Here is a 26,125-nt window from a genome sequence, read left to right as displayed (position 1 = left end):
ATATATTTATGATTTCTAGTGAAGATATGAGCTCAAAGTACTAGCAATTTTGTAAATATGTTCATATAATAAGTCTAATTTATAAGTTGTTTATCTATATTTAGAAGAAATTTATTAGTGGACTTCAAAGGTCATGCTTTGCTCTACCATAAACCCAACGATTAGAAACATCGTGGGCTTTATTTTTTACGTAGCAGAAGTTTTGAAAAATATCTTAATAAAAGTAATGAGAAGAAATCTTGGAGAGAACTTTATTAATTCAATGCTACAGAGAAAAAATGCTCAGGGTATGTATAGTCAAAATTTCTTATCCGTTCAGAAAATTAATAAAGTTAAGTAAGATACTTTAGAAACAAGATACGATTTACTGAAATAGCTACATCCAGAGCTAATTTATTTATAGTGCATTTTAAAGTTTGACAATAATTATAAAATGGATTGCTCAATAAATATTGGAAAATAATCAAGAATTATTATAATAAATTGTAATTCGACAAATAATATGATATATTAATTGTATAAAATCTTGATTTTAGTTAATAAATTGTAAAAAAAGTAAAAATTTATGGGGAAATGAAATAATATTGTTTAACTGAATCGAATTATTGAAAAATTAAAGGTATGGAAATAGGATTAAACAAAATAAACTACTTTGCAAATTGTTTCCTAATTCATGAAAAGGGTAACTTAATTGCATGAATTAGAGAATAATAATAAAAATAAATAATTTTAGGGGTGTTTTTATGAAATGGGTTAATAATTTTAAAATATCACAGAAGCTAGTAGTTACTAGCATAATAAGCACAGCATTTCTAATTATAGTTGGAGCTGTCGGTCTAGTGGGAATGCATATTATTAATAATAATGCTAACTACATATACGCGAATAGCTTAACAAGATTGCAGAAAATATATGCTATACAAACTAACAGTTATATAGAGAAATTAGATTTAGAACACATGATTAATGTCAATCTTATAGAAGATGTTGATGCTATGAAAACTGATATAGAAAACATTGAAGCAAAAAACACCCAACTTTTTGAAGAATATGAGAGTATACCTTTTGCTAATGATGAAGAAAAGGAAAACTATAATAAAGTAAAAGCTTCACTACCTGAATATATTAATTCGATGAAAAAGGTAGAAGATTTAGTTAAGAGTGGTAACTATGAAGCGGCTACAAAAGCCTATAAAGAAGAGTATAATATACTTAGAAAACCAATTAAAGAAGGTTTGATTTCTATAGTAGACGATAATACAGCTTCAGCAGAAGTCAAATCAATCGACAGTGATACTACATTTAATAAGTATTTTAAAATGCTATCAGGCATTGTTATAGTAGGTGCGCTTATTAGCTTCGCAATAGGTTTATCAATGGCTCTTACAATTTCAAGAAAGATTAAGAAAATATTAGTATTTGCAGAAGCTATTGGAAGCGGAGACTTAACTAAATCTATAGAGGTTGAATCAAGGGATGAAGTAGGTAATCTTTCAAAAGCACTAAATACTGCAAAGGAAAATATTAAAAATCTAATAATTCAAATAACAAACAGTTCGAGTGATATAAGTGCAACAAGTGAAGAGCTTTCTGCGACAACTGAAGAAATTTCATCTCAAATGGAGGTAGTAAATCAATCTACAGAACAAATATCTAAACGAACTCAAGATTTAAGTGCTACTACGCAAGAGGTAACTACTTCAGCAGAAGAAATAGGTGCTAACACTAATATGCTTGAAAAAAATGCGAGTAATGCGACAATATCTGTTAATGAAATAAAGAAGCGTGCTATTGATATAAAGGATAAAGCATTAAAAAATATAGAACAAGGTAATTTAATTTATGATGAAAATCGTGAAAATATTTTAAAAGCTATCGAAAATTCTAAGGTTGTAGGAGAAGTTAAAATGATGGCCGATTCTATTGGAACCATAGCTGAACAAACCAATTTGCTTGCTTTAAATGCAGCTATAGAAGCAGCAAGAGCAGGTGAACAAGGAAAAGGATTTGCTGTAGTTGCTGATGAAGTAAGAAAACTTGCAGAACAATCTTCAGCAGCAGTTGCTAATATTCAAAACATGGTATCACAGGTTCAGATTGCAGTTGGAAGTCTTTCAAAGAGCGGACAAGATGTTCTTGATTTTATGAGCAATAATGTAAAACCTAGTTATAGATTTCTTATGGATACAGGAATTCAATATGAAAAGGATGCTGAATTTATGAATGACATAATAGAAGAATTTGCAGCAGCATCAAAAAAAATGAACCAAGTAGTAATGCAAGTAGGCGGTTCTATACAAAATGTTTCTGAAGTTGCTCAAGAATCTGCAACTGGCTCTGACGAAATATTGAGAAGTGTTAATGAAATAACATTTGCTATTACTGATATTGCAAAATCTTCACAAAGCCAAGCTGAACTTGCACAAAAGCTTAATAATATGATACAAAAATTTAATATATAAATTAATACTAATTAATCACCAAATAAAAATATGTTGTCTCGGAATCGATACTTCAAAGTCTGGGTCAGTAGAATGTTACGGTTATACCATAATTAAATTCACTATGGAAACAGATATAAATTCTTGTAAAATAATAGAGGAAGAATTACCAAAGAAACAGTTAAAGATATATTTTTATTTATAAATGAGCAAGAGTTAGTCTTAACACTGTGGAATTGGGGAACGAGGCTGATATAGATTCTGAAATACTATATGAAGATAATTTTCTTTATAGTATTAGTTACTAATGGATTTCAAAGGTCGTGTTTCGCCTCTACAATAAAACCCACTACCATTTGCATGCTGCTTGAATAGCAACTTACAGATGGTAGTGGGTTTTCATGAGGAAGGTATTCAATTTTTAGTCTTTTTTCCTAAATAAAATCAAAACACCTATGACAATAAATATTATAGGAATGAAATATTGCGAAGCATAAGATCTGATATATTTGTAAATATCGCTATCTATAAAAACTTGATTTAAGATAGATAAGATTCCAAGAATAATTAAAAAGGAACCCAATATTACCCAACCTTGTCTGTTAATTCTTTCGTTCCATGTAGGAGTTACGCTGTAAGAATTTTCTGTGTTAACGTAATTCTTAAAAATAAATTCAGAATCAGGCACATATTCTCCACGTTTTATTTTGCTTGAAACAGCAAATGTATCAAAGAAAGTATAAAACCATATGCAAATTTTAATTAAATGAGATAAGAAACCAAGTCCTACAAAAGATAAAATAGGTCCAATAAGCATATATAAGAATAAAACCTGGACTCCTTTTTTGATTAGCCCATGATACATATATCCAACGCCAGGAATGCAGGCAGTTACAAAAGTAAGAAAACTATTTCTATTGTTCATATTTTCACTCTCCTAATTGTTTTATAAAATTAATAATAGAATGTTGGTTAATTTCAGTAATTACAGCTTTGTCAAAAAAACGTGATTCAAAGTTTGTAATGTGCACCTGAAGACTAGTAATACTAAGAAATATACTAAGTAAACCAGCAGCAATTAAAGCGTAGGAAGGGATTAGATTATTTCTCTTAGAATCAGGAAGCTGCTTTTTATGAAGTTTTTGCATTAGTTTTTTATTATACTCATCAGATACGGTTATATTTTTAAAGGAATTAATAATTATAGTATCAAAATCATCTCTTTTGTTCTGCATAAAATGGAACCTCCGTTTCAATAATATTTTTTAATTTATTTTTAGCTCTATAAATTCTCCCTTCAATTGTTTTTAAAGGTAAGTTTAATATATCTGCAATTTCTTTTTGAGTTAATCCAATATAATAATATAGTACAAGCGGGGTTTTCAAATTTAGTGGCAGAGATTGAATGCTTTGCCGTATAAAATTTTGCTCATCTATATCCTGAGTAGATTCCTTAGAAAAGATAAAGAGACCAGTTAAAAAGTTTTTAATGCTTCTTTTTCTTGTATAATCTATACATTTTGAAGTTGTAATTTTGTATAAATAAGTAGAAAAGGAACTCTCTTCTCTAAATTTATCAATATTATTAAATACGCTTATAAAAACCTCTTGGGATAAATCTTCTGCCTCATAATAATCAGAGGTATAGGAATAGCATAAGGAGAGAATTCTTTTTTTATAAACGTCTACCATGTAAATAAAAGCATTTTCATCTTTGGTTTTCATTTTTTCAACGAATTCTTGCTCCTCCATTTTTTCACTCTCCACTATTTATTTTAATGGTTCCATTATTTAATTTAGCTTTAACTATGCCCTCACCAGTACCGATATTTTTAGAAATTCCAGAATTGACTCTTTTTTCATCATTTATCTTGCATGTACCACGATTTATATCTGTATTGATTGATAAATTTTTGTCTTTTGAATCTAAAGAGATTGAACCATTATTCATAGAAACATCGATGTGTTTACATAAATTATTGCTTAAATCTATTTTACCATTTTCTAACTTTAGAGACGAATTAGGAATGTCGCCTTGTAAATCAAATTTTCCATTAGATGCATTTATATTTAAAGCATCAAGTCTTACATCACTATTACTATCTACATTTAGGTTACCCCCCTTTATAGAAACATCATATCCTTCAGGTATATAGATAGTGGCTTTAATTGAATCTATATTATCATCTACAATTTTTAGTGTATACCCATTTGAGTCAGTTGTTGGATTCAATTCATAATCCTTTGAAGTGCTGTTTTGCTTTATATACAATTCAGTATCTATAGTTATTTTGTTGTCAGTCGCTTTTTCTATATTCAGCTTACCATTTAATGTTTCAAAATTTAGATTATTACCAATAGGATCTAAAGTGATTTTTTTATCAATAGATTGTAAATTTTTACTTGTAAAGACATTATCAAAGAAATTTGTGTCTAAATTAAAGGAAGAATTATTTTGTTTTATATTATTAAAAATGTCTGTAGATATATTTGTGAAAAAGAAAACTATTATTATAAGAAAAACAAGACCACTTATCCGTATTCTTTCATTTTCTTTTTTTATTAAAGTGTAATACAAAATTTCTATACCTATTAAAATAATAATTATGGGCCAAAATTTTATGAGTTTTCTTCCTAAATCCGGATTGTTGGAATTAATCATAATCCAAATACCTAAAAGTATAAAGCAGATAGCAGAAGTAGTTGTGCCTATTTTTCGCATATAAAAATCCTCCATGAATTTTATTTTCATATATTTAGACGTAAGATGCATGTATAATCCCACGTTTAAAATAAAAAAATTTAAATATATATTTAAAAGTTTGAATTTATATAAGGTTAAAAGCCATATGGAAAGAAGTTAAGGATAATAAAATAATAATCATTAGGAGAAGCTGTAGAATTATGAGAGTGGAGAAAAAGAAGATATATTATAGAATTTGAAGAAGGTAAATTATTAGCATAATCTAAATAACTCTCTGCTATTTATGTTATACTAGTTATAATGAATATTTAGGAAATTATGGATTTATATTATAAATAAGGTTGTTAATATTAACTTTAACACAATAGGAAAAAATATCTTTAGAGTAATGAGCAAATTTCCAGAAATGATAGATAAGTCATTATAAGTTGGACTTATATTATAAAATATATCGCAACTAGAAATAAGAATTATGCTTTTGTGAAATGTTCCCTTAAAAACTGGAACAACAGTATAATCCTATTTCAGAGCTCTATATGCATAAGTTCAGATCTTAGTTGATACAGCCATATTTAGAAGAATTTTAAAAGATCTAAATGAAGATTTTAGTTAAGAATATTTTTATTAGATTTATATTACAGATAAGAGGTATAACATGAACCAGTTTGATGAGCTATTGTGGAAAAATGAAATAGAAACAAATAAAACAGTGTCAAAGGCGATGCGTATTGTTTTGTATTTTTGCTTTGCAGCAGGATTTTTAAATTTAATTCATGTATTTGATGCCGTGCAGAATGTTATGGTAAAAATGAATGCATTACTTATAATTCCTCTTTTGCTGCCAACAATTTTAGTAGATATATTTGAACTTAAGAAACCATGGATAAAGTATTTGATACTTACTTGTGCTGTGATTTCTACAGGAATATGTTATACATTATTAACATTTCAAACAGTTTTAATGTTTGTTATTCCAACAATATTAGCATCTATGTATTTTAGAAAGAAACAGCTTATAGTAGTAATTATTGAATCAGTATTTAATATATTAATAGCCCATTTACTTAGCTTTAATTTTTTGATGGAACCATGGGTTGAACCCTTTACTGGATTAAAAAATATAATGCTATATGGAGCAGTGCCAAGAATACTTCAATATTTATGCTGTGGAAGCTTGTTTTATATATTATGTAATCGTACTTCTGGACTCATGCTTAATTACCATAAGTTTATAAAAGATAAAGAGGTTTTTGAACTGGAAAAATCTATTGCTCTGCAGAAGATAAAATATGAGGAGCGGGAGAAGGTAAGCAGAGATATACATAATAGCGTTGGTCATACAATAATGGCGGCGATTGTGAGTTTGGATGCGGCAGAAGCAATTTACAATACGAATTCTAAAAAGGCAATGGAAAAAATAAAATTTGCTAATATAAGAATGCGTGAGAGCCTTGAAGCCATTAGAAAAGCGGTTCGTGGAGTAAACACAAAAGAAAATGGACAAACCATAGATGATGTGATGAAATTGATAAATGCAAATATTGATAAATTAAAAAATGATTTTAATATTAAAATAAGAGCTAAAATCGATTATAGTGAACAGCAATTAAAAACGCAGAGTATTTGTATAGAAAGAATTGACTTCTTAATAGGAGCATTGCAGGAACTAGTTACAAATAGTGTAAAGCATGGAAATGCAACGGCTATTATTGTTATTATAAATGTAGATAGAAGTAATATAAATATAATAGTTCAGGACAATGGAACAGGTATAGAGAGTATGAGAAATTATGAGGAATTATTGGACTCTGGATTTGGAATTAGAAAAATCAGAAACTACTTAATTTCTATAGGTGGGATTTTAAAAATAGAAAATCAAGAAGGACTTCTGGTAATGCTAAAAATTCCAACAAGAGCAGGTGATAAGAATGAATAAAATTAGAATATTAATAGTAGATGATGAAAAACTTCTTTTAGAAAGCCTTGAGTTAATCTTATCTATGAATGAATCTTTTACAATAACAGGATTAGCGCATGATGGAAAAGAAGCATTAGATATTTTAGAGAAAGAACAAGTAGATATAGCATTAGTAGACTTAAATATGGAAGGAATGTCGGGACAAGAATTGATATCAAAGGTAAAAACAATATATCCTAAGATTAAAATACTTGTTTTGACCACTTTTTATGATGAAGAAAACATTGTGAAGGCAGTGATACATGGGGCAGATGGATACTTATTAAAAGATGCAGGAACAAAAGTTATTGTCCAAGGAATTTTTAATGTTATGAATGGTCAAAGCATGCTTGATAGTAAAGTAATGACTGCATTAGCAAATATAATGTTAAAACGCTCAAATGAAAATACAGATAAAGGAAAATATCTTAATGTTGATTTACTAAAAAATTTAACTGAAAGAGAAATAGAGATTTGTCAGTTGCTTTCAGATGGATATACAAATTCTCAAATAGCAGAATTCTTATATATTTCTGAAGGTACAGTAAAAAATTATATAAGTACTATTTATGATAAAACGGAAATAAAGGATAGGACAATGTTAGCCTTAAAGCTTGCAAAAATATTTTCTTAATAATTAAACATGACCAGAGTCATATGAAAATAATGACTCTGGTTACTTTTTTATGAATGATATTTTAGTTATTCTATAGGAAAGAAGATAGAAATGAGGAAAAAGAAATGAAAAGAAATAAATCAGTTAAAGTATTTGGAATTATTTTTGTGATAGCTGCATTACTTATTTTTATTAATCTTATTCCAACTCTTAGATTAAAAACATCAAATATGCATGTTATTGAAGGGGAATGGGTGAATGTTTATTATGAAGATGAAGAGGCGGCAGCTAAGGATGTTTTTCAGTTAGCTAATGCAAGAGCTGGTGAATTAGCTAAAAAATTAGGATTTAGTGAAAAGCAAAATGTTAATATTTATATTTATGATCATCAATCTACAATGCAAATGAAAAAATATGGACTAATAGGGCCAATGTTAGGTTTAGACTGGTATATTGGTGATAATATAGGAACGAATGTTATATTGACATCGCCTGCAAATCCAGGAAAGGTTCATGACTATGATAATAATAAACAAGCTGCTTTACATGAAATGGTTCATGCCTATGTAAGTATAATAAATCCACATATTAGATTATGGTTAACTGAAGGAATGGCTTTATATCTATCCAATGAAGAGCCTTTTTACAAAAAATATACCTACAATATGCATATTCCAACTTTTTCAGAAATTAAGACTAGCAATCCAGTTAAATTTTCAAAGATGGGAGGTTACACCTTTGCCAATACCTATATAGAGTATATAGATAAAAAATATGGATGGGAAAAATTAATGCAGATAATTAAAACAGAAGATTATGAAACGGTATTTGGAAAATCTGATGAAGATATATACAATGAATGGGTGGCTTATATTAAAAATTATTATCAATGAAATAGTTAAGAGGATGTAGATAGTTTGCAATCTAATAGAAATAATGGCTTTCTATGAAAAATAAAATTATCATAGGAGGCATTTTTATTTTTAATTCAATATGTATCTTTGTATATTGGGATATACTTGACGATAAGGTAAATAGCTTGTATAAAATACAGTAAAGTTTATAAATAAGGCTTTACTGTATTTTCATAGATTTTCGGAACAAAAGTATGTTTTCATTTCGGCGAGTTATATGCATAAGTTCAGGCCTTAATTTGGTTATCTATAAATAAATTTAAATTATTTTATTGTTGCAATATTTTTTAATTTTTCAGTGGAGCTTGTTATTTCTCCAATTGAAGCAGTTATTTCTTCTGTAGCAGCAGCTTGTGAATCAGCAGTTAAGCTTGATTCTGATATTTCGCTTTCAATATGTAATATAGACTCTTTTATTTGAGACATAATGTCTGATATTCTCTTACCTGACTCACTACTAAGTAGTGCTAATTTTTTCATCTCGTTTGCAACTACACTAAATCCACGGCCAGCATCACTTGCTCTAGCAGCTTCTATAGCGGCATTTAACGCTAGCAAATTAGATTGAGAAGCAATATTTTGAATTGATATAAGTATTGAATCTATATCTTCTAACTTTTTATTAGTAGCTTTTGTATAATTTACTACGTTAGTTATAGTTGAAGCCAATTTTTGAGAAGAACTTGCTATTTCTTCAAGACCTGCATTAGTTTGCTCCATAGAATTGAAAATGTTTTCAGAAGACTCCTGAATAATTGCCTGCTTTTCAAGGCTTTTGGCAACACCAACAGCTCCAAAGACATTGCCACTATCATCAATAAGTGGATAGCATATGCCCTGGAATACAAATCCAAATATCTCTTTTGGTAAAATATTTGAAGTGACTTTTTTAGTTCTCATTGCTTCTAGATATGGATCACCTTCTTGTATCTTATCGCCTACACTTAATTTCATTGGTATTTTTTCATTGGGATAATAAGCTATAAATTTTTCAGTATCTGTAATTGATATGGCAATGTCTTCTCTAAGCATGTCTTTAAGTAATGGAAGTACATCTTTTAGTGAATTGATTATTTCTCTGTTCATACTATCTCCCCTTATAATTAATTAGTTATTTCATATTATACAACATAATTATACAGATTTCATAAATAATGTAATAAAATGAAATTCTTTGTATGAAATGTAGAAATATTGGTTTTACATATAGATAAACTAATTATAAGCAGATTTATACCATGAAATATATCTCAACTAGAAATAAGAATTATGCTTTTGTGAAATGTTTCATTAGAAACTGGAATAACAGCATAATCTCCATTTTGGCGATTCATATGCATAAGTTTAGGTCTTAGTTGGGATATTTACATATGATGCATTATTTGAAGCTCCATTAAATAATCATACTTTGAGGAAACAGATAAATCTACCATCTTTGAGACTAAAAAAGCTGTATCATCAAGTTTCATATTTTTTATATCAGCGTACTTAGTTATGTTGTTTATTGCGGACATAGTATTTTCTTCTGAATAAATAAAGCTTTGATTAATATATCGACCTTCACGCAAATTTTTAAATTTTAATTGAGGAATTTTTTTCTCAGAGAATACCCCAAAACCTTTGACATTTAAAGTTTTAGTCTTCATATATTCTGATAAGGAGAATAGTAAACACATAGTGTTGTATTCTGTAATATCTATATTAGTAATATTAGTTATATGCCTAGTTACATATTTATCAATATCATAAATAGAAGTATTGAGCTCAAGATAATAAAAATTTCTGCTCATTAGATATTGTTCATAGGTCTCAATTTTTTTTGGAGATTTTTTCAATTCTTTTATATCAGATATCATACTATCTGTAAGCTGCTTTGAATATTCGATAGCAGCTATCTTTTTATCTAACTGTTCCTTATGAGACTCTAAAAATGTTAATAGTTTATCATAATCTTTATTTTCATCAAGTATATTTTTGATATCTTCTAATGGAATTAACAGAGTTTTATTTAAATATCGAATTACATCAATTATAAAAAGTTGATCATAACTAAAATATCTATATTTAGTGTCTGGTGAAATATAGCAAGGTTTTAGCAAATTTAAATGATCGTAATGGCGTAATATCTTAGTTGATATGTTCATATAACGAGATACTTCACCTATTGTATATAGATTTGTCATTTTTTTCACACTCCACTATTGACTTTACCATTATGGCAACGTTTATATTAATAGTATAAAGTAACTTTTGTACAAGAGTCAAGAAAATTGGAGGTTAACATGAGTAGTATAAAAGTCATAATAGATAATATAGAATTATGCGCTGATGAAAATAAAACAATTATGCAAGTAGCTGAAGATGCTGATATTTATATTCCACATCTTTGCCATCATCCAGATCTTCATGATGTTGGGGGATGCAAATTATGTGTAGTTGAAATATCAGGAAAAAATGATATACAAACAGCATGTACCACAAAAATTGAAGAAGGAATGGTTGTTAAAACAAAATCAGAAAAACTTGATGAGATGAGAAGATTATCAATGGAACTGATGCTTGCTAACCATGTAGACGATTGTACTACATGTCCAAAGTATTTAAAATGCGAATTGCAATCATTAATTCAATATTTAGGTGTCAGTACTTCAAGATTAAGAAGAACTCTTAATGCTGTTCCTGTTGAAACAGAAAACCCATTAATTATTAGAGATTTAAACCGATGTGTAGCATGTGGCAGATGTGTAAGGGCATGCCATGATATCAGAGGTGTTGGAATTTTAGATTATGATAAAAATGAAGAAGATAGAATTTATGTTGGAGTTAAAAATGGATTATCATTATCAGATGCAAACTGCCGTTTTTGTGGGGCTTGCGTTGAAGTATGTCCAACAGGGGCTCTTCAAGATAAAAAAGGTGTATTCAAAGATGGAAATAGAGATGATGTATTAGTTCCATGTAAGCATGAATGTCCAGCAGGAATTAATGTTCCTAAATATGTTCGTTACATAAAGGACGGAAATTTTGATGAAGCAGCAGCAGTAATTCGTGAAAAAGCACCATTTCCTAAATCATTAGGTCTTGTATGTATGCGTTTTTGTGAATCTGCATGTAGAAGAAAAGATATAAATGGAGCTGTTTCAATACGTGAATTAAAAAGATTTGCAGCTGAAACTGATTCTTATAAGTGGAAAGATAAATCATTTAAAAAGGATAAAACTGACAAGAAAGCTGCGATTATTGGATCAGGGCCAGCAGGGCTTACAACAGCTTACTATCTTGCAAAACTTGGACATGCAGTAGATGTATATGAAAAGCTCCCAGTAGCAGGAGGGATGCTTTCAGCAGGTATTCCAGATTATAGACTTCCTAAAGAAGTTGTAGAATCTGAAATAGATGTAATTCGTGAAGCAGGAGTTAATATTATTACTAACAGTAAGGTAGAATCTTTAAAAGAATTAAAAGAGAATTATGATGCAGTTGTAATTGCTATAGGAACAGATAAAGGTGTAAGAATTCCAATCCCTGGGTCTGATTTGAAAGATGTATATGTAAATATTGATTTTTTAAGAAGAGATTTGATAGATATAGACGTTGAAATGAAGAAATCAGTTGTTGTTTTGGGTGGAGGAAATGTGGCATTTGATTGTGCAAGATCAGCAAAGAGATTAGGAGCTGAAAGTGTTGCAGTTGTTTGTTTAGAAGGAAAAGGAAACATGACTGCTAGTGATGAAGAAATTGAAGAAGCAATTGAAGAAGGAATTCAAATTTACAATAGCAGAACATTTGTAAAAATTGAAGATAATGATGGGAATGCTTCTGGGATAGTATGTCAGGAAGTTGAAGATTTCCACTTTGATGAGAATAAGAAATTAATATTAAATATAAAAGAGAACTCAGAACATTTAATCAAAGGTGAAATGATAATTTTTGCAACAGGCCAAAGAGCAGACCTTGGAGCATTTAAAGAAATTGAGCTTAACGGAAGAGGTCTAGTAAATATTGACGATTGTTATAAAACTAATGAAGCTGGAATCTTTGCTGTTGGAGATGCAGTGACAGGAACAGCATCTGTAATTCAGGCAATAGCAGGAGCAAGAAAAGCCGTATCAAGTATTGATAAATATTTAGGTGGAGATGGAGTTATAGATGAAGTCTTATCATCTGAACAGCCTTTAGATCCAATGATAGGAATGGAAGAAGATTTTGCTAAAAAGGAATGTAGTAATTATAAATGTGTTCCAGTTGATAAAAGAATAAATAATTTCAATTTAATGACAGTGGGATTTGATACAAAAACTGCACAATGCGAGGCTTCTAGATGCCTTCAATGTGATTTGCGTCCAAAACTTACAAAGGCAAAATTCTGGACTGAATATAAGGTGAAGTAAAGGTGGTGAAAAAATGCTAGCAGAAAATATAAAAATATCAGGACATGGAATAAAAAATACTAATCTTATAGATAGATGGCAAAGCAGGGAATGGGAAGAATTAGCATGTCTTTTTATTGAAGATAATAGTCAAAGTGAAAATATAAGATATTTATTAGAACAGCACATAAGTAAGGTTATTGATGGAATTAAAATATGCCAAAAGGAATTAGGGATAGAAAAAGTTAAAATTTATCTTAGTGAATGTTATAGTAATTTCAAAATGCAATTAGAATCATATGCAATAGAAGTAGTGCTAGTTGGGAATAAGAAAGCTTTTGAAAAAGATGTATTTAATGAAATAACATTAGTACATAATGCAGAAACAATGTATGCCCTTAAGAATTCATTTGAAGAAAATTATATCCATAAAAAGATTATTTCAATAGCTGGAGATGTTAGAAATCCTGGAATCTATGAAATTCCATTTGGAACATCTTTAAAGGAAATTATAAGTGAATATGGTGGCGGAACTGAATCTGAAAAAGCAATAAAGTTCGTGCAGGTAGGTGGAAATACAGGTGCTGTTTTCACAGAAGAAGAATTAGATACTCCATTCTTATATTCAAGTTTAATGGGAAATGGGACAATGGTAGAAGTATCAAAAATAGAAGTTTATAACGTAGATACGTGTGTTGTGAATTGGGTAACTCAAAAAATGCTAGATAATAGCAAAGAGACCTGCGGGAAATGTGTATATTGCAGGGAAGGGATTTACCAATTATACAAAATCATTAAGGATGCAACTGAAGGAAAAGGAAAAGAGAGTGACATTAGTTTAGCTATCCGGTTAAGTGAAACAATTAAAATTGGGACTTTGTGTGATTTTGGAAGAAGCGCTTCTAATCCATTATATACAGCTATTAATAAATTTAGAGATGAATTTGAAAAGCATATTGATAGAAAAATTTGTAGTACACTAAATTGTATAGCTTATGCTAATTATTTTATAGATCCAAAGGTTTGTAATGGGTGTGGCGATTGTATGGATTGTCCTCAAAAAGCAATAAAAGGTGGAAATAATTTAATTCATATAATTGATATGGATTGTTGTGATAAATGCAAAAAATGTGAAGAGATATGCAGCGTAAAAGCAGTAAAGAGATATGGCTCAGTAAAGCCTAAATTACCATCAGAACCAATAGAAGTTGGAAGCTTTGATGAAGGTGCTTTAGGTGAAAAGAAAGGCCTTGGACTTGGAAGAAGACGAAGAAAATAGCTCATAATCAAAAATTAATATATATTTTTTAATCATTAATTAAATTTAGGAGGTAACAAATATGCGTGAAATGGAATCAGATGTAATTATCGTAGGTGGAGGAGCAGCAGGACTTGCAGCAGCAATTGCAGCTGCAGAACAAGGGGCTGAAGTTATAGTGTTTGAAAAAGCAAATACTACTGGTGGATGCGCTAATATGGCAATGGGTCCTTTAGGTGTAGAGACTAAAATGCAAAAGGAAAGACTTATTGACTGTACAAGAGAAGCAGCTTTTCAAAAATTCATGGATTATACTCACTGGCGCGCAGACGCAAGACTTGTAAAAGATTATATTTATAAATCAGCAAGTACAATTGAATGGCTAGAAGATATGGGTGTAAAATTTGCACTACCATCAAAATATTTCCCGGGTTCAGAAGCAACTTGGCATATTGTTCAGCCAAAGACAGGAGCGCCTGGTCTTAGAGCCGCTGCTACAATGATCAAAGCAATGACAGACAGAGCAGAAGAATTAGGAGTTAAAATTTGTTTAGAATCACCAATTCAAAGTTTAATTAAAGATAATGGAGAAGTAATAGGCGTAGTTGCAAAAGATAAAGATGGTGAAATTGAAGCATATGGCTCAGCAGTTATTATTGCAACAGGAGGATTTGGTGATAATCCTGAATTTATTAAAAAGTATACAGGATTTGAATGGGGAAAAGATTTATTTTCATATAGAATTCCAGGACTTACAGGAGATGGAATTAAAATGGCATGGGAAGCTGGGGCAGCAAAAGACACAATGGACTTAGAATTAGTTTTCTTTGCACCTAATACAGGTGGATATGCTCCAATCGAACTTCCATTTAGACAACCAAATGTTTTTGTAAATCTAGATGGTGAAAGATTCTATGATGAAGCTGTAGTTGAAAATCCTGTATTTTCAGTTAATGCTATCTGTAAGCAAAAAAGTAAAACTGTATTTTCAATTATAGATGATAGCATTATGAAATATTATGAGAAAAACGGTTTAGAGCTAATAAATGTTGTAACTTCAAATATTAGTATGGATGATTTCAAGCAAGAAATGAATGAATTTATTAAAAACGGAAATGATATTTTATTCATAGCAGATTCCATTGAAGAATTAGCAGAAAAAGCAGGAATTGATAAAGAAGGTCTTGTAAAAACAATAAATGATTATAATGAAGCTTGCAAATCAAGAGATAACATATTCAATAAAAATCCAAAATATTTAAAACCATTAATAGGTCCAAAATATTATGCTTTAAAATTTGCTCCAAGTGCATATGGTAGTGCAGGTGGAATTAAAATTAACTATAAGACACAAGCAATGGATGCAGAATCTAATGTAGTACCAGGATTATTTGCAGCAGGAACAGATGCAAACTCTTTATATAATCCAGACTATGCATTTATTCTTCCAGGAAACTCATTAGGATTTGCCTTAAATTCAGGCAGAATGGCTGGTGAAAATTCAGTTAAATATATAAAAGAGCACTTTACAGAAGAATAGAAAAGCTTAATTGCTTTTGTGGTGGATTTGAAATAGTATGATTTCTAGTTAAGATATTAGCTTAAAGTTCTAGCAATTTTGTAAATATGTTCATCTAATAAGTTTAATTCTTAAATTGGATATCTATAAGCCCCATGAAAATCTAAAATTTAGATTTTCATGGGGCTTTCTCATTTCACAGGAGAATATAGACTTTTTGATTGATGAATGTATTATTCAGAAGGTTTTCGTTATGTAATTTATTGCAACATATATATGATTTTAAGTTCCTGTTAAATGCTCTATTTCTGAAAACTACAGATTTATATCTATAGATTGTAGGCCAAAGATGAACTTCATAATTTCTTCATAAATTTAATAAATAGTTCTTTAATTTTGATAATTAAAATTAAGTTATAGCAGATCAAGGAAAAAGGAGAGTAAAGTAATGAAGTGTTTGATTATAATACCAGCTTATAATGAAGAAAAAAATATTTATAATGTAATAACTTCAATAAGAAATAATAATGTATTTGCGGATGTCATTGTAGTTAATGATGGTTCTAAAGATAATACATATTTTGAAGCAAAAAAGGCAGGAGCAGAAGTAATAAATTTAAATGAAAACTTAGGGATTGGGGGAGCTGTTCAGACTGGTTATATCTATGCATTAAATAAGGGATATGATATAGCTGTGCAGATAGATGGTGATGGTCAGCATGATCCAAAGGATTTAGAAAATTTAGTTAAACAAATGGAAAAGGGCAATTTCGATATGATTATAGGTTCAAGGTTTGTAGAGAAATCCAATTATATACCAAGTATATTTAGAGGAATGGGAATAAAATATTTTTCTAAATTAGTTTCGTTGCTATGTGGAAGTAATTATTATGATACTACTTCTGGATACAGATTAATAAATAAAAAGGCAATAGAGCTTTTTGCAAAATACTATCCAAAGGATTATCCAGAAGTTGAAACTATAGTATATGCATACAAAAATGGCTTGAAGGTTAAAGAGATTGGTGTAAATATGAGGCAAAGATATGAAGGAAAGTCATCCATAACACCACTAAAATCGATTTATTACATGATTAAAGTAACACTATCAACATTGATAACAGCTCAAAAGCAAGTTTATTAAAAATGTAAATAAGGAGATTAAATTATGAATGGAATAATAATTTTTTTGATAATATTAATTTTTGCAATAGCTTATTTAGTCAGACAAATATATGAGATAAAGAGGAGATTAGTTAGGCTGATACAAGAAAATGCTGTGATTTGGCAATTTATAAAGGAGCAAGAGAATAGATGATGTATTTATTGTTATTCTTAAACATAATAATGTTGGTTTCAGGTCAAGTATTATGGAAGATTGGTATAGGAAAAAGTAGTTTTAATTTCTCAATTACAGGAATTATTGATATGTTTTTTAATCCTTATATATTAGGCGGAGGCATTATATATGTGTTTGCTACAATAATTTGGATCTACATATTATCAAAGGAAGAATTAAGCAGGATATATCCATTGCAAAGCTTATGTTATATAGGGGGAATACTTGCTGGAGTTTTAATATTCAAGGAGTATTTTACATTTAACAAAGGTTTAGGAGCAATATTTATAATAATTGGAACATTTATTATTGCTAAGTAGAGGAGAAAAATATGTTTATTACTTATAAGGAAAATAAAAGGATAAAATTTGGACTTATTCTTTTGGAAATATTATTTATAATAGTGGCTCTTATTTCGATTTTCAAACATGGTAATTCTACATTGCTTGGAAGTTTGGAGAGTTTTGATAATGATGATGTTAAATATATAAGAAGCGCTTGGAATTTGGTAGAGAATAGAATATTTTCGTATGAAGATATAAGTAAGCCCACAGTTTATATAATGCCAGGATTAACCTTTATACTCTCGTTCTTTGTAATGATATTTGGGAAATTTCAGGCCATCATGGCATTTAGGATATTTCAAGTTGTTCTGCAGATATGCAGCTTAAATTTAATATTTCTAATAGGAAAAAAAGTTTTTAATGAAAAAGCAGCTTTAATAGCTTGTATAGTTGATTCAATTTATATTGTTGAGATATATTCTGCAAACCTTATATTAATGGAAGTCACATTTAAGTTCTTGATTCTATTGCTTATATATTTAAGTATTAAAGCATTAGAAACTAAGAAAATAAAATACTATGCACTGGCAGGAATAGTTTGGAGTTTAGGTTGTTTATTTAAACCGACAATAGCAGTATACCCACTAGTAATACTTGCAATTTGGATTAAGGCTAGGTATAAGATGAAAGAAATGGTTAAATATGCTAGTATAGTAGTAATTATATTTTGCATTATAATGTCGCCTTGGTGGGTAAGAAATTACAATAATTTTAATATGTTTATACCATTTACAAAGTCAAGTGGTAATCCATTTTTGCAAGGTACATTTATTAACTATAATCAGGATAACGGATGGGGAGTTGAGTATAGGAAGAGCGATGATTCTATACAAAATGATAAATATGAAGTAGAGGAAGGAATAGAAAGGTTAAATATATACGGAAAAGAAGAACCTTTTAAATTTGCATATTGGTATACAATTGGAAAGACTTTTTACTTTTGGTATGAGCCGTTTTATTGGACTCAATATATAGGTATAAAAAACTTGCTTGCGTTTATAGAACATTATTTTATATTAATTACAGCAATTATTAGTATTAGAAATGTTGTTAAAGAAAAAAATTTCACTTTAGGAAAACAGGTTATTACCCTAAGTATAATAACTATGAATGCAGTGTATCTTCCATACTTTACATGTAGCAGATATGCATATCCTCTTATGCCACTGATGATTATTTTTTCAGGTAATTATGTTTACCATAAAATGTGCAAATATAGAGATTCAAAGATAAGGAAAAGGCAAGGTGTATAGCATGGAAAAGAAAAAATCAATATTAGTTGTAGATGATGAAAAAGATATAAGAGAAGTTATAGAAATTTATTTGATAAATGAAGGTTATGAGGTTGTCACAGCTTGTGATGGATTAGAAGCTTTAGAAAAATTAAAGAATGAAGCTATAGATTTAATAATCTTAGATATAATGATGCCTAAATTAGATGGCATTAGGACATGCTTAAAAATCAGAGAAGAAAAAAAGATGCCTATAATAATGCTGTCAGCTAAAAGTGAGGACAGTGATAAGATATTAGGTTTAAATATTGGTGCAGATGATTATGTGGTAAAGCCATTTAATCCTTTAGAACTTGTTGCAAGAGTGAAATCCCAAATAAGAAGAACTACAAGTTTTAATGAACCAAGAGAAGAAAATGATGATGAGATATGCATAGATGGGCTTGTAATAAATACAGCAAATAGGGAAGTATTTGTAGACGACAAATTTGTTAGATTGACTCCAAGAGAATTTGAAATCTTAAAAGTTTTAGCAACAAACATTGGCAGAGTATTAAGTACTGAACAGATATATGAAAATGTATGGGATGAACCTTTTTTCAATTCTGATAATACTGTAGCAGTTCATATTAGAAATATAAGAGAAAAGATAGAAATCAACCCGAAAGAGCCTAAATATATAAAGTTGGTATGGGGTGTTGGATACAAGATTGATAAGTAAGAGGTGAAAGGGTTGAAGAATAAAATAATAAAAAGCTTAAGCAGCTTGAATATAAAATTTATATTAATGAATGTTATTAGTGCTTTAATAATATTAGTGGGAATAGGTGCAATTCTATATTATATATATGAAGGTACTGTGTCTGGGCATGTTAATAATTTTAATAAAGCTTTTGTTGATATAAACAGATTTGTAAATAGAAATGATGAATCCTGTGAAGAATACTTAAATAATGTTGCAAAATTATATGATGTAAATGCTGTAATAGCAGACGTAAATGGAGATATATTGCTGAAATCAAAAAATGTAGAAGGAGATAAATTAGATGTAGAAAAAATCCGGAAGTGGCTTAATAGAGAATACAAAGATGGGAATGTATATCAAGTTTATGATATCACAATAGATGGTAATGAAGAAAAACTATATATTTATGAGAAGTATAATGAAATTGATGAGAAAAAATATACTGATAATGAATTATTAATGATTTTATTGTCGCCTGTAATTATAGCAATGCTTTTAACATTCTTTTTAACCAGCAGAAAAGTAAAATATATAAAACAAATAGCAGAAGGTGCAGTAGAATTTTCAAATGGAAACTTAGATTATAGGATTCAAAAGAAGGGGATGGATGAGCTTGGATTCTTGGCTGAAAGTATGAATTCCATGGCAGAGAAACTTAAGGAAAATATTGAAAAGGAAAGAGCTCAGGAAGAATTTAAAACAGAGCTTATAACTAATGTTTCACATGATTTAAGAACTCCATTAACTTCGCTTATAGCTTATATGCAGCTTGTAGGGGACGAAAAGACTACAGAGGAAAATAAAAAGAAGTATACTGCTATTTCCATAGAAAAAGCTTATAAGTTAAATAAGCTTATAGAAGATCTATTTGAATATTCCAAGTTAGAATCAGGCGGAATATCTTTAAATAAGAGAGAGGTAAATGTGGTTGAGATATTAGAGCAAAGCATAGGCGAATTGTTTGGTGAAGCTCAAAAAAGAAATATGAATTTAAAAAAAGAGTACGAGGCATCTAAAGTAATTTTAAATGTTGATTCAAGCAAGCTAGGAAGAGTTTTTGAAAATCTGTTATCAAATGCAGTTAAGTACGGTGTAGAAGGCACAGAGATATATATAAATTTAATAGAAAGCAGTGAATATGTAACCATTTCATTTAAAAATGAAGTAGCTAACGACGGTTTAGAAGATACATTAAAACTTTTTGAAAGATTTTATAGAAGTGATAAATCTAGAAACTCTAAAGTTAGTGGGTCAGGGCTAGGACTGGCGATTTCAAAGAATATAGTAGAACTTCATAAGGGTGAAATCTGGGCAGAATGTGAGAATGATGTGTTTAAGATCTATCTAAGAATATATAAATAAGTAATAAGGTGTAAAATACAAGAAAATAAAAGACATTATTATTCATGCGCACGTATTATATAGACCATAAACCTCACTAGAATCTAAAATTTGTGTTCTAGTGAGGTGTTTTGATTTTATAGGAATCTGTATAAATACTCTTATTGTAATATTAACTAATTTCGTAATGCTAAATATTTCGTAAAGTCAGCTTAGTAGATCTTATATAAAAAATAATTATACGTAAGTAGTGAGTAAAAAGTATTAAACATGATAAAAAAGTGAAAATATATGATATTTATTTTGCCACTTCTAGAGGTAAATAAGCGACTTTGTTTGCGAGATCTTATGTTATATAATACAGGTGTAAACGATAAGAGGAAGGAGGAAAGAGATTAGATGGATAAAGAAAATAGGATAAAACCTAAGCATCATGTTACACCCAAAACAGGTTTTTTAAATGATCCAAATGGATTAGTAGAATTCAAAGGAACATATCATGCTTTTTATCAATGGTTAGAAGAAGTTACACCACAAGGGGCAAAATGCTGGAGGCATTGTATTTCTAAAGATTTAGTTAACTGGGAAGACAAAGGGATAGCATTAAAGCCAGATATGTGGTATGACAAAAATGGATGCTATTCTGGAAATGGAATTGTATTTAATGGAAAAATATATCTGTTTTATACAGGGAATGTAAGAAAAGAAAATGGAGATAGAGAAACTTATCAATGTTTAGCAACTTCAGAAGATGGAATTACATTTCAAAAACATGGACCAGTTATCTATCTGCCAGAAGGATACACAGCACATTTTAGAGATCCAAAAGTTTGGAAAGATGAAGAAGAAAATATATGGTGGATGATAGTAGGAGCACAGACTAGTGAAAAGAAAGGAAATGTAGCACTTTTTTGGTCAGAAGATTTATATAATTGGAATTATAAAGGCAATTTGCTTCCAGACACGATGAACTGGGGATATATGTGCGAATGTCCAGATATGATTCGCCTTGGAGAAGAGTATATCTTAATTGTCAGCAGGCAAGAGAAGAAGATAGAAAATGGAATAGAAAAAGATAGCTGTCATGCAGTATGGATGAGTGGTGAATTTTCAAAAGAAAAAGGAACATTTACACCACATAAAGAAGGAATTAGAGTAGATGAAGGGTTTGATTTTTATGCACCTCAATCTTTTGTAGATGAAAATAAACGAACATTATATATGTCTTGGATGGGGGGCGGTGAATATGACTACCAAATGTCACAGTTATCTGTAAACGATGGATGGCTTCACAGCTTTACATATCCAAGAGAGTTCATATATAAAAATAATTGGTTATATCAGAAACCAATTAAAGAATTACAATCTTTAAGAAATGATAAAATTGAGAAACATATAGAAAATGAAGAAATAAGTCTAGAAGTTAGGGATTACTATAAAGAGATGGAATTCATTTTAGATGATGAAAATGAATTTAATTGTACTATATTAGGAGCGCTTAAACTACATTACAATTCCAATGATAAGATATTAAATATTAAAAGACTTAATTGGCTTACAGGAGAGTTTGATGAAAAATCCTTAAATGTTAACGAAAGTTTAAAGATGCTTAGGGTATTTATTGATAACTCATCAGTGGAAATATTTATAAACGAAGGGGAAAAAGTTATTTCTAGCAGAGTGTATTTTCAGGATAATGATATCCGAATAAATTCTAATGGAAAATTAAAACTAAATTTGTGGAATTACAAGGGGGAAAATATAAATGAGTGATAATTATGAAAAGATCGCTAAAGAAGTTATTGAAGCAGTAGGAGGCGCAGATAATATTATTTCGGCGGCTCACTGTGCTACAAGATTAAGACTTATTCTTAAAGATAGACAAAAAGTTGATGATAAAGTAGTTGAAGAGATTGATAAGGTAAAAGGATTTTTCTTTACTTCAGGACAATATCAAATTATTTTTGGTACAGGAACTGTAAATAAAGTATTTGAACAAGTAAGTAATCTTGGCATATCTGGTACATCAAAATCAGAGCAAAGCCAAATGGTAGCTGAGCAAGGCGATAACAAATTTAAAAGGGCAATTCGTATATTTTCTGATATATTTGTACCAATCATACCAGCAATGGTTGCTACAGGGTTGTTCATGGGACTTAGAGGAGTTTTATTACAACAACCAATATTAGCAATGTTTGGATTAACACCAGAAAGCATTCCGAGTTCATTATTAGCATTTACTCAAATATTAACCGATACTGCATTTGCATTTTTACCAGTTCTTATTTGCTGGTCATCATTTAAAAAGTTTGGGGGAACACCAATACTTGGAATTATGATAGGACTTATGCTTGTTAGCCCATCACTTCCTAATGGTTGGGCAGTAGCTCAAGGAACAGCTGAACCACTTGTGTTATTCGGTCTTAAGATGTCAGGATATCAGGCATCAGTATTACCAGCTTTCTTTGCAGGATTTATTGGAGCAAAATTTGAGATTTGGCTTAGAAAAAGAATATCAGATACATTTGATTTAATACTTACACCATTTTTGACATTACTTGTTACATTAATTTTTGGATTATTAATTATTGGGCCTATTGCTCATGAAATTGAGGTTTCTCTTGTATACGTTGTAACAATGTTATTTACATTACCTCTTGGATTAGGTGGATTAATTTGGGGAGGAATATCTCAATTAATAGTAGTTACAGGAATTCACCAAGCATTAAGTGTTGTTGAAATTCAGATGCTGGCTCAAACAAACTGGAATCTTGTAAATCCTATAGGTTCTTGTGCAATAGCTGCACAGGCTGGAGCAGCATTTGCAGTAGGTATGAAAACTAAGTCTAAAAAAATCAAAGCTTTATCTTTTCCATCAGTAATATCAGCACTTTTGGGGATTACAGAACCAGCTATATTCGGTGTCAATTTAAGATTTGTAAAACCGTTTATAATGGGACTTGTTGGTGGAGGTGTAGGTGGATTTTTAGCCTCACTATTTAAACTTAAAGCCACTGGTATGGGGATATCTGCTTTACCAGGAATGCTTCTTTATTTAAATAATCAATTTCCATTATATATATTAGTAATAGCGATTTCTTTTGGAGTAGCCTTTGCGCTAACATTCATGTTTGGATATAAAGATAAAGAAGAGCAGTAAGAGAGGAAGCTTATGAAAAATGAAGAGATAAAAACCCTGTTGTCTAAGATGACATTGGAAGAAAAAATAGGACAATTAACACAAATCAGAACAAGTTATTATTATAATTCTAATACTTCAGCAACAGGAACGGTTTCTAAGCTTAAATTTACAAAAGAGCAAAAATGGATGATAGGAACTGTTTTAGGTAAATTAGATGCAAAGATGATGTTTGAAATTCAAAAAGAATATTTAGATAATAACCGTTTAGGAATTCCGCTACTTTTTATGCATGATATTATACATGGATTTAAGACTATATTTCCTATTCCACTAGCGCTTTCATGTTCATGGGATGAGGAATTAATAGAAAAAACTGCAAGAGTTGCAGCAAGAGAAGGCAGTTCTTCAGGATATCAAGCAACATTTTCGCCTATGGTAGATATAGTCAGAGATCCAAGATGGGGAAGAGTTATTGAAAGTTTTGGAGAAGATACTCTTCTCAATAGTATATTTGGAGCAGCCATGGTTCGAGGATATCAAAATGGTGATTTAAAAGATCCAGATACCTTAATTTCTTGTGTAAAACATTTTGCGGCATATGGAGCAGCAGAGGGAGGAAGAGATTATAATACAGTTGATATTTCAGAATGTAGATTGAGAAATGAATATTTTCCACCTTATTATGAAGCTATAAAAGCTGGAGCAAAATCAATAATGTCTTCCTTTAATGTATTGAATGGAATACCAGCTACTGCTAATACATGGCTCTTGCGAAAAATATTAAGAGAAGAATGGAAATATGAAGGTGCCGTGATTTCCGACTGGGGAGCAGTAAAGGAACTAATACCTCATGGCACAGCGGAAAATAGCATAGATGCAGCAAAGTTATCATTAAAAGCTGGAATAGATATTGAAATGGCTACTACAGCATATTTTGAAGCTTTACCAGAACTATGCAAAGATAAGAGTATGGAAAAGCTATTAGATGAAGCAGTGGAGAGAATTCTTTTACTTAAGAATGAGTGTGGATTATTTGAAGATCCATACAGAGGGATTTCTTATGAAAAAGAAAAGCAAACATTGTTATGTAGTGATTTCAGAAAGGTAGCAAGAGAAGCGGCTTCTAAATCTGCAGTGTTATTAAAAAATTCCGATGTATTGCCTTTGGAGCGTAGTAAAAATGTAATATTAATTGGACCATATGCAAGTAGCTCATCAATATTAGGCCCATGGTCTTTAGATGGAGACCTTAATGATGTAATTACAATTGAACAAGGATTAATAAATAAGAATATCAGGCTTGAAGGCGTAGAAACGACATCCTTTAATGAAATTTCGAAAGAAAAATCAGAGGAAATAATAGAAAAAGCTAAAAGAGCAGATGTTATTGTATTAGCATTAGGAGAAGAAGAAGAAAAAAGCGGAGAAGCAGGATGTGTTAGCAATATAACTCTTCCAGAAGCTCAAATAAAGCTTTTACGTTGTATGAAAAAGTTGAACAAGCCTTTGATAGTTCTTCTAATAAATGGTCGCCCACTAGATCTTACTAATGTAATAGAAGAAGCCGATGCAGTTTTAGAGTGCTGGTTCCCAGGAACAGAAGGTGGAAATGCAATTGCAGATATTCTATATGGTGATTATAATCCAAGTGGAAAGCTTACTATGAGCTTTCCAAGAGGAGTAGGTCAAATTCCAGTTTACTATAATAATTTAGCAACAGGGAGACCAAAAGAATTACTTAAGAACGAAAAAAGATATAAGTCCCAATATTTAGATGTCCTAAATGAGCCACTATTTCCGTTTGGATATGGGCTGGGATATTCGCAGTTTAAGTATGATAATTTAAATATAAGTAAAAAAGAACTAAGCAAAAAAGAGCGAATATCATGCAGTATTAATGTTACTAACATAGGAAAGTATACTGGTATAGAAACAGTACAATTGTATATGAGAGATAAAGTTGCAGATATTTCAAGACCAGTTAAACAGTTGATTAAATACAAACAAATTATGATTAATCCTAATGAAACAAAAACTGTAGAGTTTACCATTGATGAAAAAGATCTTCGTTATTGGAATGGAGAGAATCAATATAAAAGTGATGAAGGAATGTTTGAATTTACATTAGGAAAGGATTCTTCAGAAGGAATTTCTTTTGAGGTTAGATTAATTAGCTAGAATTTAAGAATTTCCCTCGTTCTTA

The 26,125-nt window shown here is 29.9% G+C and carries 22 protein-coding genes; 16 read left to right on the top strand and 6 right to left on the bottom strand.

Annotated elements, in window-relative coordinates; all coding sequences use genetic code 11:
* Positions 1 to 743 precede the first annotated feature (743 nt).
* The gene (locus tag T483_RS0104395) at positions 744 to 2,462 is read left to right on the top strand and encodes a methyl-accepting chemotaxis protein (RefSeq protein WP_026885744.1); all 1,719 of its coding nucleotides are present in this window, start codon (positions 744 to 746) and stop codon (positions 2,460 to 2,462) included.
* A gap of 400 nt (positions 2,463 to 2,862) precedes the next feature.
* On the opposite strand, the gene T483_RS0104390 is transcribed toward T483_RS0104395, so the two are convergent.
* Genes T483_RS0104390 through T483_RS0104375 form a run of 4 tightly spaced genes read right to left on the bottom strand, consistent with a single transcriptional unit; the run spans position 2,863 to position 5,163 of the window.
* Entirely contained in the window at positions 2,863 to 3,366 is a 504-nt protein-coding gene (locus tag T483_RS0104390) for a hypothetical protein (RefSeq protein WP_026885743.1), read from the bottom strand.
* A gap of 4 nt (positions 3,367 to 3,370) precedes the next feature.
* A complete protein-coding gene (locus T483_RS0104385) occupies positions 3,371 to 3,676 on the bottom strand; it encodes a hypothetical protein (RefSeq protein WP_023975227.1) in 306 nt (101 codons plus the stop codon).
* Positions 3,657 to 4,193 carry an RNA polymerase sigma factor gene (locus T483_RS0104380; RefSeq protein ID WP_026885742.1) on the bottom strand — a complete coding sequence of 179 codons (537 nt, stop codon included), beginning with the start codon at positions 4,191 to 4,193 and terminating at the stop codon, positions 3,657 to 3,659. Before T483_RS0104380 ends, T483_RS0104385 begins: the two co-directional genes overlap by 20 nt.
* A gap of 4 nt (positions 4,194 to 4,197) precedes the next feature.
* Positions 4,198 to 5,163 carry a LiaF transmembrane domain-containing protein gene (locus T483_RS0104375; RefSeq protein ID WP_026885741.1) on the bottom strand — a complete coding sequence of 322 codons (966 nt, stop codon included), beginning with the start codon at positions 5,161 to 5,163 and terminating at the stop codon, positions 4,198 to 4,200.
* A 637-nt stretch (positions 5,164 to 5,800) separates the two neighbouring features.
* Here T483_RS0104375 and T483_RS0104370 point away from each other — a divergent pair.
* The 3 genes from T483_RS0104370 to T483_RS0104360 all read left to right on the top strand — a co-directional run bounded on the left by T483_RS0104370 (position 5,801) and on the right by T483_RS0104360 (position 8,611).
* Positions 5,801 to 7,081 (top strand): sensor histidine kinase, encoded by a 1,281-nt coding sequence (locus T483_RS0104370; protein WP_026885740.1) that lies wholly within the window; start codon positions 5,801 to 5,803, stop codon positions 7,079 to 7,081.
* On the top strand, positions 7,074 to 7,736 hold the full coding sequence (locus T483_RS0104365) for a response regulator (RefSeq protein ID WP_026885739.1): 663 nt from the start codon (positions 7,074 to 7,076) through the stop codon (positions 7,734 to 7,736). The genes T483_RS0104370 and T483_RS0104365 overlap by 8 nt, the downstream gene beginning before the upstream one ends.
* A 107-nt stretch (positions 7,737 to 7,843) precedes the next feature.
* Positions 7,844 to 8,611, top strand: a complete 768-nt coding sequence (locus tag T483_RS0104360) for a hypothetical protein (RefSeq protein WP_026885738.1) — start codon at positions 7,844 to 7,846, stop codon at positions 8,609 to 8,611.
* A 285-nt stretch (positions 8,612 to 8,896) separates the two neighbouring features.
* On the opposite strand, the gene T483_RS0104355 is transcribed toward T483_RS0104360, so the two are convergent.
* Both T483_RS0104355 and T483_RS0104350 read right to left on the bottom strand, forming a co-directional pair.
* Positions 8,897 to 9,718 carry a methyl-accepting chemotaxis protein gene (locus T483_RS0104355; RefSeq protein ID WP_026885737.1) on the bottom strand — a complete coding sequence of 274 codons (822 nt, stop codon included), beginning with the start codon at positions 9,716 to 9,718 and terminating at the stop codon, positions 8,897 to 8,899.
* A 278-nt stretch (positions 9,719 to 9,996) separates the two neighbouring features.
* Entirely contained in the window at positions 9,997 to 10,815 is an 819-nt protein-coding gene (locus T483_RS0104350) for a MerR family transcriptional regulator (protein ID WP_026885736.1), read from the bottom strand.
* A gap of 99 nt (positions 10,816 to 10,914) precedes the next feature.
* On the opposite strand from T483_RS0104350, the gene T483_RS0104345 reads away from it, so the two are divergent.
* The 12 genes from T483_RS0104345 (at position 10,915) to T483_RS0104290 (ending at position 26,100) form a co-directional block, all read left to right on the top strand.
* Positions 10,915 to 13,023, top strand: a complete 2,109-nt coding sequence (locus T483_RS0104345; RefSeq protein ID WP_026885735.1) for an FAD-dependent oxidoreductase — start codon at positions 10,915 to 10,917, stop codon at positions 13,021 to 13,023.
* A 13-nt stretch (positions 13,024 to 13,036) separates the two neighbouring features.
* Complete coding sequence (locus tag T483_RS0104340) at positions 13,037 to 14,281, top strand: NADH-ubiquinone oxidoreductase-F iron-sulfur binding region domain-containing protein (protein ID WP_026885734.1); 1,245 nt, start codon at positions 13,037 to 13,039, stop codon at positions 14,279 to 14,281.
* Positions 14,282 to 14,342: 61 nt separating this feature from the next.
* Entirely contained in the window at positions 14,343 to 15,800 is a 1,458-nt protein-coding gene (locus T483_RS0104335; RefSeq protein WP_026885733.1) for an FAD-dependent oxidoreductase, read from the top strand.
* Between the two features lie 427 nt (positions 15,801 to 16,227).
* Positions 16,228 to 16,923, top strand: a complete 696-nt coding sequence (locus T483_RS0104330; RefSeq protein WP_026885732.1) for a glycosyltransferase family 2 protein — start codon at positions 16,228 to 16,230, stop codon at positions 16,921 to 16,923.
* Between the two features lie 24 nt (positions 16,924 to 16,947).
* The gene (locus T483_RS31510) at positions 16,948 to 17,097 is read left to right on the top strand and encodes a hypothetical protein (protein WP_017212021.1); all 150 of its coding nucleotides are present in this window, start codon (positions 16,948 to 16,950) and stop codon (positions 17,095 to 17,097) included.
* Complete coding sequence (locus T483_RS0104320; RefSeq protein ID WP_026885731.1) at positions 17,094 to 17,438, top strand: hypothetical protein; 345 nt, start codon at positions 17,094 to 17,096, stop codon at positions 17,436 to 17,438. The genes T483_RS31510 and T483_RS0104320 overlap by 4 nt, the downstream gene beginning before the upstream one ends.
* Positions 17,439 to 17,449: 11 nt before the next feature.
* A complete protein-coding gene (locus tag T483_RS0104315) occupies positions 17,450 to 18,715 on the top strand; it encodes an ArnT family glycosyltransferase (protein WP_026885730.1) in 1,266 nt (421 codons plus the stop codon).
* Between the two features lies 1 nt (position 18,716).
* Positions 18,717 to 19,415 (top strand): response regulator transcription factor, encoded by a 699-nt coding sequence (locus T483_RS0104310; RefSeq protein ID WP_026885729.1) that lies wholly within the window; start codon positions 18,717 to 18,719, stop codon positions 19,413 to 19,415.
* Positions 19,416 to 19,418: 3 nt separating this feature from the next.
* The gene (locus tag T483_RS0104305) at positions 19,419 to 20,801 is read left to right on the top strand and encodes a HAMP domain-containing sensor histidine kinase (RefSeq protein ID WP_242841797.1); all 1,383 of its coding nucleotides are present in this window, start codon (positions 19,419 to 19,421) and stop codon (positions 20,799 to 20,801) included.
* 378 nt (positions 20,802 to 21,179) lie between these two features.
* Positions 21,180 to 22,553, top strand: coding sequence for a glycoside hydrolase family 32 protein (locus T483_RS0104300; RefSeq protein ID WP_026885727.1), 1,374 nt, complete (start codon positions 21,180 to 21,182; stop codon positions 22,551 to 22,553).
* The gene (locus T483_RS0104295) at positions 22,546 to 23,940 is read left to right on the top strand and encodes a sucrose-specific PTS transporter subunit IIBC (protein WP_026885726.1); all 1,395 of its coding nucleotides are present in this window, start codon (positions 22,546 to 22,548) and stop codon (positions 23,938 to 23,940) included. The genes T483_RS0104300 and T483_RS0104295 overlap by 8 nt, the downstream gene beginning before the upstream one ends.
* Positions 23,941 to 23,952: 12 nt before the next feature.
* Positions 23,953 to 26,100, top strand: a complete 2,148-nt coding sequence (locus T483_RS0104290; protein ID WP_026885725.1) for a glycoside hydrolase family 3 N-terminal domain-containing protein — start codon at positions 23,953 to 23,955, stop codon at positions 26,098 to 26,100.
* The last annotated feature ends 25 nt before the right edge of the window (positions 26,101 to 26,125 follow it).

The sequence above is a fragment of the Clostridium beijerinckii HUN142 genome, assembly GCF_000621745.1.
Taxonomy (GTDB): Bacteria; Bacillota; Clostridia; order Clostridiales; family Clostridiaceae; genus Clostridium; species Clostridium beijerinckii_A.
Note: the sequence above shows the minus strand (reverse complement) of the source record. Positions and strands in the feature narration are given on the sequence as shown.